The organism is Novosphingobium sp. YAF33 (genome assembly GCF_052113265.1).
GTDB lineage: Bacteria > Pseudomonadota > Alphaproteobacteria > Sphingomonadales > Sphingomonadaceae > Novosphingobium.
Genome location: NZ_JBFRCW010000010.1, coordinates 33,312 through 50,106, shown reverse-complemented (window position 1 = coordinate 50,106; position 16,795 = coordinate 33,312). Strand labels below are relative to the sequence as shown.

15 protein-coding genes are annotated in these 16,795 nt (G+C 60.4%); 10 read left to right on the top strand and 5 right to left on the bottom strand.

What is annotated here, in order from left to right; translation table 11 throughout:
• The first annotated feature begins 5 nt into the window (after nt 1–5).
• From AB4Z00_RS19775 to AB4Z00_RS19765, 3 genes are read left to right on the top strand one after another with little or no spacing between them, the layout of a single operon-like run.
• A complete protein-coding gene (locus tag AB4Z00_RS19775; RefSeq protein WP_133085082.1) occupies nt 6–782 on the top strand; it encodes an SDR family NAD(P)-dependent oxidoreductase in 777 nt (258 codons plus the stop codon).
• The gene (locus AB4Z00_RS19770; RefSeq protein WP_133085083.1) at nt 779–2,044 is read left to right on the top strand and encodes a hypothetical protein; all 1,266 of its coding nucleotides are present in this window, start codon (nt 779–781) and stop codon (nt 2,042–2,044) included. The genes AB4Z00_RS19775 and AB4Z00_RS19770 overlap by 4 nt, the downstream gene beginning before the upstream one ends.
• A complete protein-coding gene (locus AB4Z00_RS19765; protein WP_255490519.1) occupies nt 2,044–2,574 on the top strand; it encodes a VOC family protein in 531 nt (176 codons plus the stop codon). The genes AB4Z00_RS19770 and AB4Z00_RS19765 overlap by 1 nt, the downstream gene beginning before the upstream one ends.
• Before the next feature lie 74 nt (nt 2,575–2,648).
• Here the strand turns inward: AB4Z00_RS19765 and AB4Z00_RS19760 are convergent, their stop codons facing one another.
• Nucleotides 2,649–2,921, bottom strand: coding sequence for a PRC-barrel domain-containing protein (locus AB4Z00_RS19760; RefSeq protein ID WP_133085085.1), 273 nt, complete (start codon nt 2,919–2,921; stop codon nt 2,649–2,651).
• A gap of 146 nt (nt 2,922–3,067) precedes the next feature.
• On the opposite strand from AB4Z00_RS19760, the gene AB4Z00_RS19755 reads away from it, so the two are divergent.
• From AB4Z00_RS19755 to AB4Z00_RS19745, 3 genes are all read left to right on the top strand, one after another.
• Nucleotides 3,068–4,387 (top strand): MFS transporter, encoded by a 1,320-nt coding sequence (locus AB4Z00_RS19755; protein ID WP_133085086.1) that lies wholly within the window; start codon nt 3,068–3,070, stop codon nt 4,385–4,387.
• A gap of 125 nt (nt 4,388–4,512) precedes the next feature.
• Nucleotides 4,513–5,361, top strand: coding sequence for an NAD(P)-dependent oxidoreductase (locus AB4Z00_RS19750; RefSeq protein WP_133085087.1), 849 nt, complete (start codon nt 4,513–4,515; stop codon nt 5,359–5,361).
• Nucleotides 5,358–5,753 (top strand): carboxymuconolactone decarboxylase family protein, encoded by a 396-nt coding sequence (locus AB4Z00_RS19745; protein WP_133085088.1) that lies wholly within the window; start codon nt 5,358–5,360, stop codon nt 5,751–5,753. The genes AB4Z00_RS19750 and AB4Z00_RS19745 overlap by 4 nt, the downstream gene beginning before the upstream one ends.
• A gap of 60 nt (nt 5,754–5,813) precedes the next feature.
• Here AB4Z00_RS19745 and AB4Z00_RS19740 read toward each other — a convergent pair whose 3' ends face one another.
• The gene (locus tag AB4Z00_RS19740; RefSeq protein ID WP_236549389.1) at nt 5,814–7,046 is read right to left on the bottom strand and encodes a spinster family MFS transporter; all 1,233 of its coding nucleotides are present in this window, start codon (nt 7,044–7,046) and stop codon (nt 5,814–5,816) included.
• 314 nt (nt 7,047–7,360) lie between these two features.
• On the opposite strand from AB4Z00_RS19740, the gene AB4Z00_RS19735 reads away from it, so the two are divergent.
• From AB4Z00_RS19735 to AB4Z00_RS19725, 3 genes are all read left to right on the top strand, one after another.
• Nucleotides 7,361–8,239 carry an AraC family transcriptional regulator gene (locus tag AB4Z00_RS19735; RefSeq protein ID WP_133085090.1) on the top strand — a complete coding sequence of 293 codons (879 nt, stop codon included), beginning with the start codon at nt 7,361–7,363 and terminating at the stop codon, nt 8,237–8,239.
• Nucleotides 8,240–8,398: 159 nt separating this feature from the next.
• On the top strand, nt 8,399–10,792 hold the full coding sequence (locus AB4Z00_RS19730) for a TonB-dependent receptor (RefSeq protein ID WP_133085091.1): 2,394 nt from the start codon (nt 8,399–8,401) through the stop codon (nt 10,790–10,792).
• 80 nt (nt 10,793–10,872) lie between these two features.
• Complete coding sequence (locus AB4Z00_RS19725; RefSeq protein WP_133085092.1) at nt 10,873–11,673, top strand: SDR family NAD(P)-dependent oxidoreductase; 801 nt, start codon at nt 10,873–10,875, stop codon at nt 11,671–11,673.
• Between the two features lie 36 nt (nt 11,674–11,709).
• On the opposite strand, the gene AB4Z00_RS19720 is transcribed toward AB4Z00_RS19725, so the two are convergent.
• Nucleotides 11,710–12,075 carry a hypothetical protein gene (locus AB4Z00_RS19720; RefSeq protein WP_133085093.1) on the bottom strand — a complete coding sequence of 122 codons (366 nt, stop codon included), beginning with the start codon at nt 12,073–12,075 and terminating at the stop codon, nt 11,710–11,712.
• A 117-nt stretch (nt 12,076–12,192) separates the two neighbouring features.
• Here AB4Z00_RS19720 and AB4Z00_RS19715 point away from each other — a divergent pair, with 117 nt between their 5' ends.
• Entirely contained in the window at nt 12,193–13,425 is a 1,233-nt protein-coding gene (locus AB4Z00_RS19715; RefSeq protein WP_133085094.1) for a cytochrome P450, read from the top strand.
• Between the two features lie 200 nt (nt 13,426–13,625).
• Here the strand turns inward: AB4Z00_RS19715 and AB4Z00_RS19710 are convergent, their stop codons facing one another.
• Nucleotides 13,626–15,116, bottom strand: coding sequence for an aldehyde dehydrogenase family protein (locus tag AB4Z00_RS19710; RefSeq protein WP_442046986.1), 1,491 nt, complete (start codon nt 15,114–15,116; stop codon nt 13,626–13,628).
• The gene (locus AB4Z00_RS19705) at nt 15,113–16,735 is read right to left on the bottom strand and encodes a GMC family oxidoreductase (protein WP_133085096.1); all 1,623 of its coding nucleotides are present in this window, start codon (nt 16,733–16,735) and stop codon (nt 15,113–15,115) included. Before AB4Z00_RS19705 ends, AB4Z00_RS19710 begins: the two co-directional genes overlap by 4 nt.
• Nucleotides 16,736–16,795 lie beyond the last annotated feature (60 nt).

The window sequence follows — 16,795 nt, the reverse complement described above, 5'->3', positions numbered from 1 at the left end:
AGACCATGGGCATTCTCGACCGTTTCCGCCTTGACGGGCGCACTGCAATCCTGACCGGCGTTGGTCCGGGAGTGGGGGAACATGTTGCGCGGGCTTACGCCGAACTGGGGGCGAATGTGGTGATCTCCGCCCGTTCGGGGGATCGTCTCGAACGGCTGGCAGGAGAGATCAATGCGGCCGGCGGCGGCCGCGCTGCCGCCATTGTCGCGGACGCCGGGAAAAGGAGTGATCTTGAGCGGCTCGTGGCCTGCGCACGCGAAGCCTTCGGTCCGATCCACATCATCTTCAACAATGCTGCAGCCGGGGTCGTATATGCCGCCGATGGCGGGCTTTGGGCGAACACCGACGAAGTGTGGCGCACCGCGTTCGACGTCAACGTCATGGCGACCTGGTGGCTGGCCGAACTGACCGAAGCCGACATGAAGGCACATGGGAAGGGTAGTATCATCTCGGTGCAAAGCTGCGGCGGTTTCACGCCCATCCCGCCGGCTGTCGCCTATGGAGTATCGAAAGCAGCGCTCCACTTTCTGGTGAGGGAACTTGCCAAGTCGCAGGCCCCGCACACGCGCGTGAACTGTCTGTGCGTCGGTTCCATGAGCCCCGATGGGCAGGAAGCGGAAATCCACAAGGGTCTGGGGCTGGCAGAGCGGAACGCCATCAAGCGCTTCGGTGCCGCGGACGAAGCTGTCGGGGCGGCCATCCTGCTTGCTAGCGATGCCTCCAGCTACACTACGGGAAGCACGATCTTCGCTGAAGGCGGTAGGGTGGGAACGATATCATGACGGTCAATCCGCTATGGACGGAAGATCAGGCTTCAGCCGAGCGGCTGGCCCTGCGCCTCATCGAACGGCCTGACGTTCGCGCTGCGCGCGAAAGCGCACGGCAGATTCTGCTTGGCGATCCGCTATCAAAGACGCTCGATGGGCGAATTGGCCTCGATCGTGCGCTGGATCAATGGGTCCTCGGCCTTGCTATGCGGGAAGCTAACGGCGATCCCGCCGATCCCAAGGTCGTGTGGAATATCAGCAATGCGCCTCGGGATTGGTTCGGTCACATATTTCCCGGCGCCGCCGTCGCGATCGATAATCCGGATAATATCAATCGCGAGATTCCGATCGACGGCGATGGCGGGTACGCGGTCCAAATCCGCTTCTCCGCCGATCCGCCCCAATTCAGCATCGTTGCGGAGGTCGAGCCCGAACACCATGCCGGCCTCGGTCGAAATCTCGGTGCGCTCACTCTTCAAGACCTGTTGCCGCTCTGCGATTCAAGTCGGCGCGTGACGGTCACGGTGGGCCCTGGGGACGGCGGGCCGGCCCATCTGAAAACCGAGAGTGGTGCGCGCATTCAGGTCTACACGCGCGACAGCCAATGCGGCTGGGAACAGGTACCCGCCGAAGTCAGGGTCAGTCGTCTCGACCAATTGCATGCATCGATGCCACGCAGCGAGGAGGATATCGCCCGCGCCATCATTGCCGACATGCCAGCCTGGGTGACATTCTGGTCGCGCTTCAAGGACGACTTTCTCGGGTATCCGCAGCCCAATCGGCTAGTCGGACCTCAGGGGCGGGATGGTGACTGGGGTTATCTTGCAGGAGGTCGTTTCGCGCTCGGGGACGGCGAGGGGCTGCTCATCACCATTGATCCAGCAGGAAGCCGTTACACGGGTATCCAGGTTGCCGACCCCTGGACAATATCGCCCGATCCAATGCTGCGCACGGTAAGTCTTGCTAGCTCACAGGTTGCGCCCTCCGCCGACGGCACGATCACTTATGTCCTCGCCGGCGTGGATGCCGGTATCGCCAACTGGATCGACACCGCAGGGCTTGGGGAAGGCTGGGTATTGCTGCGCTGGCAAGGCGTGCCGGAGGGAAGCGATCCTGCGGCATTCATCCGCGACGTGCGCGTCGTCGATCTTGCGACGCTTGGGGATGGTGAAGGACGGCTGCCGCCCTCGGATATCGCGCTGCGGCGCAGGCAATTGGTTGACCGGGCCCGCAGTCACGGGCTGCGGACCGCCGCAGCGAAGTGGAGTAAGGGCTGATGCAACCCAATGGCTCGATTCTCGAACTATGCCAGGTCGTACGCGACATGGACCGTGCGCTCGACCACTGGACGAGGGTCATCAAGGCAGGACCTTTTTTTGTCTTCGACGTGCCGGTGTTACCGGGCCAGATCTATCGAGGCGAGCCAACGCAAGTTGCACTGAAGGTCGCCTTCGGGTTTTCCGGCGGCCTGCTGATCGAACTTCTTCAGCAGACGAACGAGAGACCATCCGTCTTCACCGAGATGCTGGATCGCAGCGGAGAGGGCTACCATCACGTCATGCTGCGGATTCCCTACGAGGAGGGCGTTCAGCGGCTCTCGGCCGAAGGTCATGAAATCGCTTTCAGCGGCACGATGCCTTCGGGTGAGCGCTTTGCATTGTTCGATACCCTGGCCGCCAACGGGGGGTTCATCGAATTGATGGAACTGTCGGGAGCCATGGAAGCATCGCTTCAGAGGATGCATGCAGCCCATCTCGAATGGGACGGCATCAGCCGGCCCATTCGCGCCATCGCCGATCTTGCGTGAACCTGCTGGCAAGAGCCTCGGCCCGTTCGCCTCAAAAAGTCATGGCTCGCGGCGAGACCGACCGGTAAATCCGCCTAGAGCTTCTTGATGTCGTCGGTCGACATGCTCGTTGTGACGCCCTTTTCACCGGCGGTCAGCGTGGCGACAGGGATCGTGATGAACTTGCCGCGGAAGATGATGCGCACAGCGGTCGCGGTACCGTCGCTATCCGTCAGGACCCGCTCAACTTTGCCGATCCGTGTGCCGTTCGCGGAATAGACCGCGTCGTTCCGCTTTACCGCTGCTCCGTCGGCAAGCGCAGGAACGGACAGGCCAAGTGCCATGAGTGCGATGATTATCTTCTTCATGCAATAAGATCCCCTCAATCAAGGTTGGCGGCGTGGTGGCGCAGGTCTTGCCGTCGATCAAGTGAAAAATGATACACTTGAGAGAAAAAGTGTTCTACCTGTCTCATGCGAGGCAAAAAGTCCGCCTAGGGAGAGCTGCCAAACCTATGTCCAGTTTCACGATGCGTGACCGTTGGTTTCTGCTGCTTCTGGGCGGAATCTACATGCTCAATTTCATCGATCGCACCATTATCGCGGTGGTTGGCGAGGCGATCCGCCGCGATCTCAAGCTCACCGATCTCCAGCTTGGAATGCTTGGAGGATTGGCCTTCTCGCTCTTCTACGCAGTCCTTGGAATTCCACTTGCCCGTCTTGCCGAGCGGTATAGCAGAGTGAAGATCATCGCGGCCGTCACTGTCATCTGGTCGCTGATGACGGCTCTTTCCGGCATGGCGGGGAGCTACGTTCAGCTCCTGATCTGCCGCATGGGAGTAGGGGTGGGAGAGGCAGGATTCACGCCGGCCCTCGTTTCCATGATTTCCGACAGGTTTGAGGCCAGCCGCAGGGCGGTCGTGTTCTCGCTCATTGCGCTGGGGGTCCCTATCGGCGGCGCGGTTGCCGCAATTGCGGGAGGGGCGGTCGCCCAGACATTTGGCTGGCGCCTTGCCCTGGTCTGCGTTGGATTGCCCGGGATTCTTCTGGCGGGCATGCTGATAACGACGATCCCTGAGCCCGCTCGGATCGATGCCGGCAAGAGCGCCGATACGCCAAAATTCGGCGCTGTTCTGCGCAGGCTGGGCCGTTCGCCCGCTTTCCTCTTCCTTACCGCCGGGAGCGGATTTGTAGGAATGGTCGGCTTCGGTACCAACCTCTTCCTGATTCCGCTGCTTGTACGGCGATATGAATTGTCCTTGTCGCAAGCCGGGCTCGTCTTTGCATTGTCGTTCAGCCTTGCCACGATGGTGGGACAGGCAAGCGGCGGATATGTCATCGCGAGCCTTCTTCGCCGCGACCTGCGTTGGGGAGGCTGGGCACCGGCGGCGGCCGTTGCTCTAGCCTTTCCACTCTATCTGCTCGCTATCTACCAGGACGACTGGCGCTGGCTCGTGGGCTTCCTGTTTGGTGCGACGGCCCTGCTTTATGCCTTCACGCCCGCAATAATGACAATAACCCAATCCCTCGTCGAACCCAGGATGCGCGCTTCGGCAGCGGCACTTCATTCCTTCGGCCAGACCGTGGCGGGGCTTGGACTGGGGTCAGTGCTCCTGGGCTATCTCAGCGATCACCTTGCCGCCTGGCGCTATGGGGCCGGTTACGCGAGCGATTGCGTGGGCGCCGCGGGAGGTTCGATGACTCGAGCCTGCCTTCAGGCTGCGGCCGGCGGGTTGCAGCTCAGCATGGCGGCAACAGCATTTGTGCTGGTTTTGGCGGTCTTTCTATATTTACGCGCCGCAACAAACCTCCCCGCCGAAGCAAATGCATCGTGAGAAGCTGTAAATTTGTCGCGTTTCGGCCAACGGGCAGCTGTCAGGATGACGTCGACGGCCCAGCTATGCCACGATTTGAAACATGTCGATCAAGTGGCCGAGGCGCCGCGCATGAGAGGTAGAAAATGGGAAAAGCAGGAGTCATCGGGTTGGGTCAGATCGGTGCCGGCGTTGCCATATGCCTGGCACGATCTAAGCAACTCGCGGCAGTCTACGACATCCGGCCGGATGCATCCGATACGCTGGACGGCGTGCCCGCGGTAGAGAGCTCCCCTGCCGCTGTTGCCGAGCAGGCCGACGTGATCGTCATCGCTGTCGTCGATGCAAAGCAGACGATCAGCGTGCTCACCGGCCCCGATGGAGTGCTTGCGCGGGCGCGTCCGGGCATGACCGTCGTTCTCGTGGCGACCGTCTCGATCGAGGACTTGAACGCCATCCGCAGGCTTACGGAGCAAGCCGGAGTGGAGTTGGTGGATTGCGGCGTGACCGGCGGCCCGAAATCGCGCGAACACGGGCTCGTCTGTCTGGTGGGCGGCAGCGATCAAGTGATTGACCGGGTTCGGCCGGTGCTTGACGGCTTTGCCAAGCACGTTGCCCATATGGGCGGTCCAGGTTCCGGCATGGCTGCAAAGATTGCACGAAACGTCATTGTCTTTGGGGGACTTCGCGCAGGATACGAAGCGTCGATATTGTGCCGCAACGCCGGCGTCGACATCCGTCAGCTCAACGAGGTGATCGAGGCCAGTTCCGACAGTGTAGGGGGGCCGCTGATGCTGGCCATTCGCGACGACCCGTCGTCGAGCAAGAGCGAAGCGGCGGTGCGCGAATATACCCGCTCACTGATGGTAAAGGATCTCGACGCCGCGATCGACCTTGCGCAGAGCTACGGGATTTCGCTTCCGCTTATCGAACTGACCCGCCGCACCGACCTGGCGGTTGTCGGCCTTGAAGCAGTATTGGGAGAAAAGGCATGAGTATCGACGAAACACAGTGGCAAAAGGGTCTCGAAACCTTTGATCAGGTCTATGGGCCGGGTTCCTCGGACATGGTGCTGCCATTCCGGAACTCATCGTTCAACCAGGAGATCGTCGGTAATCAGTTCGCCAACCTTTGGGCAAGCGATGTCCTGTCGATGCGCGAGAAGCGTCTGCTCGTGCTCGGTGCAACAGCCATGCTCGGCCGCACTGATCTCGTGGAAATTCAGATGAACGGCGCCTTGATCAACGGGGAGTTCACTGACGAAGAGCTCGATTTCATTCCCCTTTTCACGCTGTTCTATGCCGGCGCAGGCAATACCACGGCGCTCTTTAGGGGGATCGAGGCCGCCAAGGCCCGGCGCCGCGATCGCGTCGAAGCGGCCCAATAGGGAACAGAGATTTCAAGTTTTCGGGAATGGCCCGGCTCGCACGAGCCGGGCCATAATTCTTTAGGCGATTTGTTTCTTCTGCGCGCGGCGAATGGACCGCGATGCCAGCAACAGCACCAGTCCACCGGCAAACGTGAACAGCATAGCCGTCCCGATGCCCCATGCGACTCCCTCGGTCCCGCCCACGAAGTCGCTGACAGCTCCGATCAGATAGGTCCCGGCGCCAACACCGATCAGATTTGCGCCAAGTTGCACAAGCGATACGGCAAGACCGCGCAGGCGCGGGCCGGCTATCGTGACGATCACCGCATAGATCGGGCCGTTGTAGGAGGCGCTCAGGAAGCCGCAGGCCATGAGGAGCGCTTGCATGGGACCAGTTTGTGAAACGACCACCGTGCCGATCCCGGTCAGGGCAGTAAGAATGGGGATCACCGCGCCAAAGAGGGCGGTTCTTGCCGGATCGAAGCCGCCGCGCTGGCGATTTATCTGATCGATTGCCCACCCGGCAAGGAAACCGCCCACCGAGCCGAGGCCGCCGTAAGCAATGGCGATGGTGACGCCCGCGCGCGAGATCGGCATACCATGAACGCGAATGAGGAACGTCGTAAGCCAGGTGCTCATCCCGTAGATGCCGGCCGCAATCAGAATGATGGCGGCTATGCACAAGAACAGTCCCGGCCGCGCGGCGAGTTGAAGGATGCGTGCGGCAAGACCGGGCTGGCCCTCGGCTGGCCGTGCAGGCACCGGATCGTCGTAGGCGCCTCGCTGCGGCTCACGAACGGTCAGGAACAGGATCGGCGCCAAAACAAGGCCGGGCAGTCCAGCTGCGGCAAAAGCCCATCGCCACCCACCGACCTGAACGATGGCCCCTCCAATCAGGAAGGCGAGGGCAAGACCGATGCCCGAACTCAGGTACCATATGCCGATAGCCGTCGCCCGCCGTTCCTCGCCGAAATAGTCGCTAAGGAGTGACATTCCGGTGGGAGAGCCGGCAGCTTCTGCGGTGCCGACCGCGGCCCTGCCGAGTAGGAGCGTCCAGAAACCGGATGCCAGACCGCATAGCGCTGTTGCGCCGCTCCAAAGCGCGAGTGCGATCGCCATCAGGTTGCGCCGGTTCAGGCTGTCCACCGCGATGCCGAAAGGCAGCGCGGCCAATGCGAAGAATATCCCGTATGCAAACCCGGCCAGAATGCCAAGCTGACCGTCGGTGAGTGAGAATTCCTTGCCTACCGGTGCGAGCACCAGACCGATGATCGCGCGGTCGATCCCATGGCAAGTCTGCGATAGTGTCAAGATGCCAAGCACATACCAAGGGTAGCGATCGGCGGATTTGACTGGGTCCGGAGCTCTCATCGCACGGACCCGGTTTTGACCGAAAGGTTATGCATAGGTCTCCCCGTTGTGACGAGAACAGCCTAGTCCCCGGGAAACGTTCCGCCATCCACGGCCAATGCCGTCACTCGGCCAGATCGTGTCGCGCATGGGCCAACGGATAAATTGCCGACAGCACTTTCGGGCATCTTGACGACCTACCCGAAGATAGAGGAACTGGAGGCGGCACAGGTATCTGATGCCCTCATAAAAAAAGAGAAGAGGCAGAGGTAACGATGTTTCGTCCGGAGAGCGATTGGACCGGCCAGGACAGGTTCGGCGTCGATGATTTCTACATCGAAGCGTTGGCATCGGTGAACGATGCCCGCGTCGATATCCGGCACTTCAATTGGGTGCGGCCCTGCAGCGGCGTGTTCAGCCCTGAAAAGCATTACCTCGACTATTCCCTCAATACCCAGCCTCGTCGCAGCATGCTTTCGATGGGGCGTTCGGACGGGTTCGTGGCGAGTGGCGACATGCTCTACATGCCGCCTCACCGTCAGTACGTGGGTGAGCCGGCCCTGCAGGAACGTCATCTCGTTTGCGTCGCGCTCGGCGAGGCCTTCCTCGAAGAACTTTTCGATGGCGAACGCCCCTTCCACGGGCTGGAACCTTGTGCCGATGTTCAAAATATCGCGATGAGGCGCTTTTTCGAGGGGCTGGCGGCAGAGCTTCGTGTACCCGGATTCGCAAGCCAGGCCTTGATCGAATCCATGCTCATGGGACTTGCCGTGGAACTCGTTCGGCATGTGAGTACACAGGAATTCGGCGCCGGCAGCCCACGTAGTACACGGCAAGTGCGCCATATCGTCGACTATGTGATGGATAATCTGGCGGCGCCGCTCGGAGTTGCTGACATCGCTCGTGGTTGCAATATGAGCGTGCGGCACGTGGCGCGCGTGTTCAAGGACGGTACTGGCGTAAGTCTGGGGGAATTCGTTGCGCGCAGCCGGATTGCTCTCGCCAAGGAACTGCTGCGCGGCGACGGCACGCGGATCAAGGAGATCAGCTGGCGCTGCGGCTTCAGCAGCACCTCGGCTTTTTCGGCCGCGTTCCGTGTGGCGACCGGCCAAACGCCCAAGGACTTTCGCTGCCAGCCGCGGCAGGTTCACTGACAGACGCCTGAACATATCGAGCGACGGCCAAAACATGTCGCGCCGCAGTCATTAACTCCGCAACCACTATGGAGGAAAATCCCCCGCGCTTAGGCTCCCCCCCGCGTCAACGTGCCGAAACAGGCACGGAGCAAAACAAAAACGACGTGGGAGGAACGGATGACCAAGGCTGTCATACTGGCGACTATAGCGACAGGCGCGTTGATTGCTGCGTGGGGGCAACCCGCACACGCGCAGCAAACACAATCAAACGAAACTACCGGGATCCAGGACATCATCGTTACGGCTCGCCGGATCGAGGAGAGTCTTCAGACCACGCCGATTGCGGTAACGGCGCTCAGTTCCCAGGCACTGACGACTGCCAAAGTCGAAAACGTCGTGGATCTTCAACGTACGGCGCCCGGCCTGGTGATCGGCCGCGGTTCGGCGGGCGGCGATGGCATCGTGTTCGTGGCCATTCGCGGACAAGGAAACCTTCAACCGATCCTCGCCAACGATCCGGCAGTGGCGACATACGTCGACGGTGTCTACATTCCGCGCCCTTCGACCGGCATGACCGACATCCAGGATGTCGAGCGCCTTGAGGTGCTGCGTGGACCTCAGGGCACGCTCTTCGGGCGGAACACGACCGGCGGGGCTATCAACATCATCACCAAGGATCCAACCGACCAACGCGAAGGCAGATTCAAGGCGGAGTTTGGGAACTACAACAACCTCGGTGTTCAGTCCACGATCAACCTCCCCTTGGCCGAAGGGCTGGCGATCCGCGTCAGCGGCGCGATCAACGATCGCGATGGCTACGGGAACAATCCACTTACAGGTCGGGATTTTGCTGACAACAACAGCAAATTCCTGCGCGGTAAACTCAAGTACATTGGCAATGGCTGGGACGTCACTCTTTCCGGCGACTGGAACCGCCAGCGAAACAGCGGGCAGCAGATTGCTCTTTGGACCTTCAATCCCGCAATTGTCCCTGCTCCCTTTCAACCGGGTCTCACCGCAGGTCTGCTGACCAAGGACAACTGGTGGGACAATACCGCTACCGGTACCTCGGTGCCGGCAGGTATTGGCAGACTCACGCCGCAGGCGCAGGCTCTCTATGGGGTGCAGCCGTTCAACACTCTGGAAGTATACGGTTTTTCCGGCACCGTTAATGTCGAACTGGGCCAACTCAATCTGAAGTCCATTACTGGCTATCGTCATTCGATGAACTACGGCCTGAGCGATACCGATGGTACCGCGGTTCCCTTGCTCGGGACCTTCGCTGGATCGGGGTCCTATTACCTTTCCCAGGAACTCCAGGTTTCGGGTAACGTAACGGACGGGCTCAGCTTCATCGCCGGTGCCTACGCCGGGAAAGAAAGCGGCTACGAGTTCAGTCGATCCCAGATCTTCGGCGGCCTCATTCGCGATTCCAATGCGGACGTTACCAACAAGACGTTCGGCTTGTTTGCGCAAGCCTACCTGGAGCTGACCTCGAGCCTGCGCGCCGTCGGTGGCTTCCGCTACACGTGGGACACCAGGGACAGTGTTTTGCACAATGCCCAGATATATGGCCTGCCCTATGACGTGCCGGTCGCAGGCACGCCCACCGGCATCAATTGCACGGTCACTCCCACCGAACCGGTCACGGCCACGACCTGTAATCAGGACCAGAATGCCAAGTTCCACTATCCTGCATGGAACCTCGGTCTCGACTGGCAGGCAACGGACGATCTCTTCCTGTATGTCGCGACACGCGGCGCGGCGAAGGCCGGCGGCTGGAACCTGCGGGCAGGCGGGCTACCGGCATTCTCGCCGGAAAAAGTGAAGGATGTCGAAGGAGGTCTGAAGGTGGATCTCTTCGATCGGCATCTGCGCTTCAATACGGCGGTCTTCCATACTTGGAAGAGCGACAACCAGGCGATCGTCAACAGCTTCGTTCCCGGGATTGGCGTTACGCAGTATATCCAGAACAACGGCAAGGTGCGGATCTGGGGTGTCGAGGCCGAAGCAACTGCGGTTCCCTGGAAGGGTATGACCGTCAGCCTCAACGGGTCGCTTCAGGACGGCAAGTACGTCAAGGGCACATTTAACGAAATTCAGGTGGTCCCGGGCAGTGGCTGTACCAACGGATCGGGCGTGACAAACGGCTGTGTTGTCGACCTGAGCGGATTGCCGCTGCTGCAGCTGCCCAAGGAGCAGCTCAACGTCAGCGCGACCCAGAAGGTTCCGCTGGGTGCGGGCAGCTTCGCTGTTACGGGCGCCTATTCCTATATTGGGGCTCAGCATTTCGACGCGGTGAGGGCGGCCGATCAGGCATCCGCTGCGACCAAGGCCGCCTACGACACTGAGAACAGCCTCGGACGCGTGCCGGGATATGGTGTCTTCAACGGCCGGATCGCCTACCAGTTCGACAACCCCGACATCGAAATAGCCGTCTACGGACGGAACATCACCAACAACAAGTATCTGCTGCGAAGATTCCCGGATCTCTATCGAACCCTTGGAATTGTCGCAGCCTATGTCGGGCAACCGGCGACCTATGGGGTGGAATTGACGTTCAACTACTGATCGGCCGCGTCGAGGCGAACTATTGAGTAAGCGAGGGGACAACTTGGTCCCCTCGTACACGTCCGGGAGAATTGTGAGAGATGAAACGGCTAGAAAACAAGGTCGCAATTGTGACTGGCGGCGGCGGCGGCATCGGTACGGGTGTTGCGCGGCGGTTCGTTGAGGAAGGCGCGCTGGTCGTCGTCGCAGATGTTTCCGAAGAGGCCGCGGCGCGCACTGCTGCATCTTTGGGAGAAAGGGCGCTCGCCGTACAGTTCGACGCGGCCGCGCCGAAGTCGGTCAAGGCCATGGTCGACAAGACAGTCGCGCACTTTGGCAAGTTGGACATACTTCACAATAATGCGGCCATGACGGATCCGGTCAAAAGCCCGCAGGATACGACCGCAGTCGATATCCCGATCGAGATATGGCGCGAGATCCTCGACATCAATCTCACTGGCTACCTGCTCGGATGCAAATACGCGATTCCGCACATGGTGGCTGGTGGCGGCGGCTCGATCATCAATACCGCCTCGAATTCAGGCTCGGCAGGAGATCTGGCCCGTATCGCCTACGGTTCATCCAAAGCCGGTATCATTGGGCTGACGCGGTACATCGCGACGCAGCACGGACGCGACAACATTCGCTGCAACAGCGTGGCCCCCGGTGTCGTGCTGACCGAAGCGCTGGAAAAGACGGTGCCGGGTCTCAAGGAGATCATCCAGCGGCATATATTGACGCCCAATTTCGGAACACCTGAAGACATCGCTGCGCTTGTGGCGTTCCTGGCGTCCGACGAGGCTCGCTACATTACCGGTGAGAACATCTCCATTTCTGGCGGCGGCCTTGTCCATCAGCCGCATTATGCGGATCTGCTTGCCTTCATGCAGGCAGCGGACTGATCGATGCCCAAAACCCGCATTCGGACCAGGAAGCTTCTACCGGGCAGTCCGATGGAAGTATCTAATAGCCAACCGGCCGCCGGCAACTTTGTAGGTCTCGAGGCTGGTCAATCTGACCGTGCCGCTATCGGTCTGAAGGTGATTGGCGACATAGGCGGCGCCTTCCGTTCCATTGACTATCACATCAAGAAGTTCGGTGGTGCATTTGCCCCCGTATTCCTTCCACATGGCGGCCATCGCGGTGGGGCCGTCGACTGCGGAGGATCCGACATATTCGATCGTGAAACCTTGGGGCCCGAGCGAGCGAAAAAGCGCATCGAGCTCTTCGCGCTTGCCTTCGTTCCACAACCGGTAGTTGTCCCTGATCGCCTGCTCGAGATCCGGAGTGATTGCGTCGCCCATTTTCGTGGCCTCCATTGGCTGCGGATATTCCGCCCCGCCGCATTCGCATCCGTGCAGCGGGCGACGCACCCATCTTTGGCAAGGGTTGCCACTTTCCGTTGAGCTCTGGAGAATACCATGACTTCACTCGCCAAATCCTCGCTCCCCGCCCATGTTCCGGCCGAATTGGCGTTCACGCTGCCTCTCTTTGCGCGCAAGGTCGTCTATGAAAATCCGCAGGAAGTTCTGATCCCGGCAATGCACGCCGAGCTTCCACCCGTCTCTTACGTCACTAACATTTTTCCGGGGGATCAACCCGGCTGGCTGCTGAAAAACGCCGAAGATGTTCAGGCGATGCTCCGCGATCCGGACAACTTTACCAAAAACGGCATGGGAAAATGGGCTCAGAATATTGGTGAAGACTGGCTCGTGATCCCAACGGAGGCCGATCCGCCGATCCATACCCAGTACCGCAAGGCGCTGAACGGCCATTTCGCGCCGCAGAAGATGTTTGCAATGAAGGAACAGGTCCGTGAACGCGCGCGGTCTCTCATCGGCGCCTTGCGAGAGCGGGGACAATGCGACTTCATTGCCGACTTCTCGGAGAAGTTTCCCATCTACATCGTCCTCGACCTTTTGGGCCTGCCGCAGGGACGAATGACCGAGTTCCTGAAATGGGAAAAGGAACTGCTCCATTCCAACGACTGGGAAGTGCGCGGAAATGCCGTGCGAAAGGTAAAGGCCTACCTGCTCGAGGAAATCGCAGCGAGGCGCGAGCAGCCACGCGACGATTACATCACCAAGGTGCTCGACTTCGAAGTAGACGGGCGGCCCTGGAATGATGACGAGGTCTTGGGGCACTGCTTCAATCTCTACATCGGCGGCCTCGATACGGTCACGTCCCTGCTGGGCAACATCTTCAACTATCTGGCATCGCATCCGGAAAAGCAGAACGAACTCCGAGCCGATCCTTCGCTCATCGTTTTGGCTGTTGAGGAGTTCCTGCGCGCCTTCGCACCTGTCACCGTGTTTCGCATCGCGACCAAGGAGATCGAAATTCACGGCCAAAAGATCATGCCTGGAGACTATGTGGCCTTCAGTTCGCCGGTTGTGGGTCGCGATCCGGTATTTTACGATGAACCGCAGGAAATCCGGTTCGACCGCAAGGCGGCGCACATGTCATTGGGAAGCGGCATCCACAAATGCCTGGGCATGCATCTCGCCCGGCTGGAGTTGCAGATAGCAGTGGAGGAGTTTGTGACGACGCTGCCCGAATTCAGAATCAAGGACGGCTTCAAAGTTCCCTATTACGTCGGCAACATCTTGCACGTGCCCGATCTTCATCTTCAATGGGATAGCGCATCGGCCTGACAGCTGAGCGTCCGGGAAGCCTTGTTGGGCCTCCCGGACGCTCAGGAGTATCAGCCATCCAGCCTAATACTCTGCGCGTGCCGATAGCGAATTTTCCAGCCTAGAGCGGTTGATCCGACTGCATCGGATCAACCGCTTTAAACTTCTGGTTTGGCGCGTTTTCCGAGTCATCAGGTGGTTCCACCTGATTAGAAAACGCTCTAGCGACCGATTGGGTAGAACACGGATTTCTGGTTCTGATATTCGTGAAGCCAATCCGGACCATACTCGCGGCCGATACCTGACCTTTTGTAACCCCCGATCGGCGCATAGGTCATCCGCCCGGTCCCGCCATTCAGCATGACGCTGCCTGCGCGAATCTGCATTGCCATCTCATACCCTTTGGCAGCGTCAGCCGTCTCGATGCCGCCGTTGAGACCGTATCTGGAATCGTTGGYGATGCGGATGGCCTCGTCATCACTGTCGAAACCGATCACGCAGCCGACGGGCCCGAAGACTTCCTCCTGCGCGATGTTCATCTGGTTGTCGACATCGTCGAAGATCGTGATCTCCGTAAAATAGCCCTTGTCGAGCCCCGCCGGCCGTCCGCCGCCGTGAACGAGCCTTGCGCCTTGATCGCGGGCCTGGGCGATCATGCGTTCGACCTTGCTACGCTGGCTCTCGCGGATCAGCGGGCCCATCGTCACCGTTGAATCGCTGGGGTCGCCGATCCTGAACTGGCGGGCGACAGCGCAGACGGCCTCGACGAATTTGGCCCGCACACTGTTGTGCACCAGAAGCCGCGTGAGCAGAGCGCATCCTTGTCCAGCATTGACCGACAAGACAGCGGCGGCCATTGCCGCGGTTCGGGCAATATCGGCATCGTGCCTGACGATCAGCGCCGACTTGCCGCCTAGTTCTAGATGAACGCGCTTCAAGGTCGGGGCCGCCTGCGCCATGATCGCAGCGCCCACGGTTTCTGATCCCGTGAAACTGACAAGATCGACGCGCGGGTCGGTAGTCAACAGCGACCCCACGTCTGGTCCGCCGGTAACGATATTCAGCACGCCCTTGGGCAACCCGATTTCTTGCGCGATCTCGCCGAACAGCAGAGCGGAAAAGGGCGTAAATGGGGACGGCTTGAGCACCAGCGTGTTGCCTGCCAGCAAGGCAGGTACGATTTTCGCCAGGTTGAGCAGAAAAGGGAAATTGTAGCCGGTAATCCCTGCAACGACGCCAACCGGTTCGCGGACTACCGTCGTGCCGCCGATTTTCTTTGGGCCCTGGGGATCAAATGGATCGGGAGTCACGTCGATCGGTAACCGGACACTGTCGTCCCGTGCCGAGTGGTTCAGCGCAGCAAGCAGATGGTCGAGCGGGTTGCCGACCTGCATCGTATGGGTGACGCGTTGCGAACAGCCGACCTCTGCCACGATTAGCGTCGCGATCTGGGCTCGCCGACCATCCAATGCGGCATGCATCTTGCGAAGGTATTCCGCGCGCTCGGCCATCGCCATGCGGGGCCATACACCGTTATCGAATGCATCTCGCGCCGCGGCGATGGCTGCGTGTGCCGCGATGCTATCGCCCACGGGTGCCCGGCCGATTACCGCCTCGGTTGCCGGATTGAGGATGTCGTCCCGATCGCCGGCGGCTTCGGCCCAGGCGCCGTCGATGTAAAGACCATCGAAACTGGTGAAGGGAATAGTCAAAGTCCATCATCCTGCTGGGGCCGCAAAATCATTTCCGCGGCGTTGAGAGCGATCGCCATGGCCGGCGCGTTGGTATTGCCCGACACAATGGTCGGCATGATCGATGTGTCCACGACCCGTAGACCGGTGACGCCGCGAACGCGCAGCTGCGGGTCGAGCACCGCACCCGTATCGCTTCCCATCCGGCAGGTCCCGCAGATGTGGAACGATGTGCCGCCAAGCCCGATGGCATTCGCGAGGATGTCCTCGTCGGTTTCGAGGCCCGCCGTGGCGCCGGTTTCCTCGATAATCCAGTCCCGCAAGGCCGGCTGCCGGGCAAGGTTGCGCAGCCACCTGAACAGAGCCAGGAACCGCTCACGATCGTTGGCGCTCGCAAGGTGATTGGCATCGATGGCAGGCGCAGCATCGGGATCTGCCGAGGTAATCCTCACTTCGCCCAGACTGTCGGGCCTCATGTAGTAGGCGATCACCGTCAGGCCGGGGAATGGGTCGAGAACGACCGCGCCCTTTTCATCGGTATGAAACGAATAGAGACCCATGCCCACTTGTGCGTCGGGTCGCTCGAGCTGCGCTTCTGTCTTGATGAAGCCGCCAACTTCGTGCGCCGAATGGGTGAGGGGACCGCTCGAGGCAAACAGGTAGCGAAGGAACGATGCGACCAGACCAGCGCCCGACAGTCGCTGGTTCAGACTTTGGCCGCGAACCCGGAAAGTGAAACCCAGATATCGGTGCTCCTGCAGGTTGGCGCCCACCCCGGGTGCATCGACTACGACCGGAATACCCAGCCCCTCCAACAGGCGGCGTGGGCCGATACCCGAGAGCTGCAGAAGTTTCGGACTCTGGATCGCACCCGCACATACGATTACTTCGCGCCGTGCTTGCACCTCGAAAGTTTGACCGGCCTTGCGCGCGACAATACCGCAGGCCCGTTTGCCTTCGAACAGGATGCGCAGGACATCGGTGCCGGGCGTAACGTCGAGATTGGATCTCCCACGCACGGGTTTCAGAAATGCGCGCGCAGCCGAAAAGCGTTTGCCATTATGCGTCGTGGTCGGCTGATAGCCCATACCGCCGTCGGTGACCGAAGGGATGTCGTTCATGTCTGCGACCCGAGGAATTCCGGCTTGCTCACTGGCCTCCAGGAACGCTTCGCAAAGCGGATCGCCCGCGGGATGAACACTGACTTTCAGTGGACCGCCGGTGCCGCGCCATTCATTGGCACCAAGCGCGTGGTCCTCGAGTTCGACGAAATGCCGGCCCATTTCCGTCCAGCCCCAGCCATGACAGCCCGCCCGTTCCCACGCGTCGTAGTCGGCCGGAGCGCCCCGGACATAGACCATACCGTTGACGGAACTTGAACCGCCAACCGCTCGGCCCTTGAGCCACACTTCGTGTGACGCGTTCCCGCCCGGGGATACTTGATAGTCCCAGACATGCGGGTTTCCCGGGGCAAGCAGTTTGCCGATGCCGCGCGGCATCCTGATCAGAGGACTCTTGTCGTCAGGGCCCGCCTCGACCAGCAGCACCGAAACGTCGGGATCGGCAGACAGCCTGTTTGCCAGAACGCAGCCGGAGGATCCGGCGCCGACAATGATGTAATCATAGATTTTTTGCTGCATGCCGCGGAGTGAACATGCTGGCACGCTACGCCCACCTGTCTGAAGGAAGGTCGGCGCACC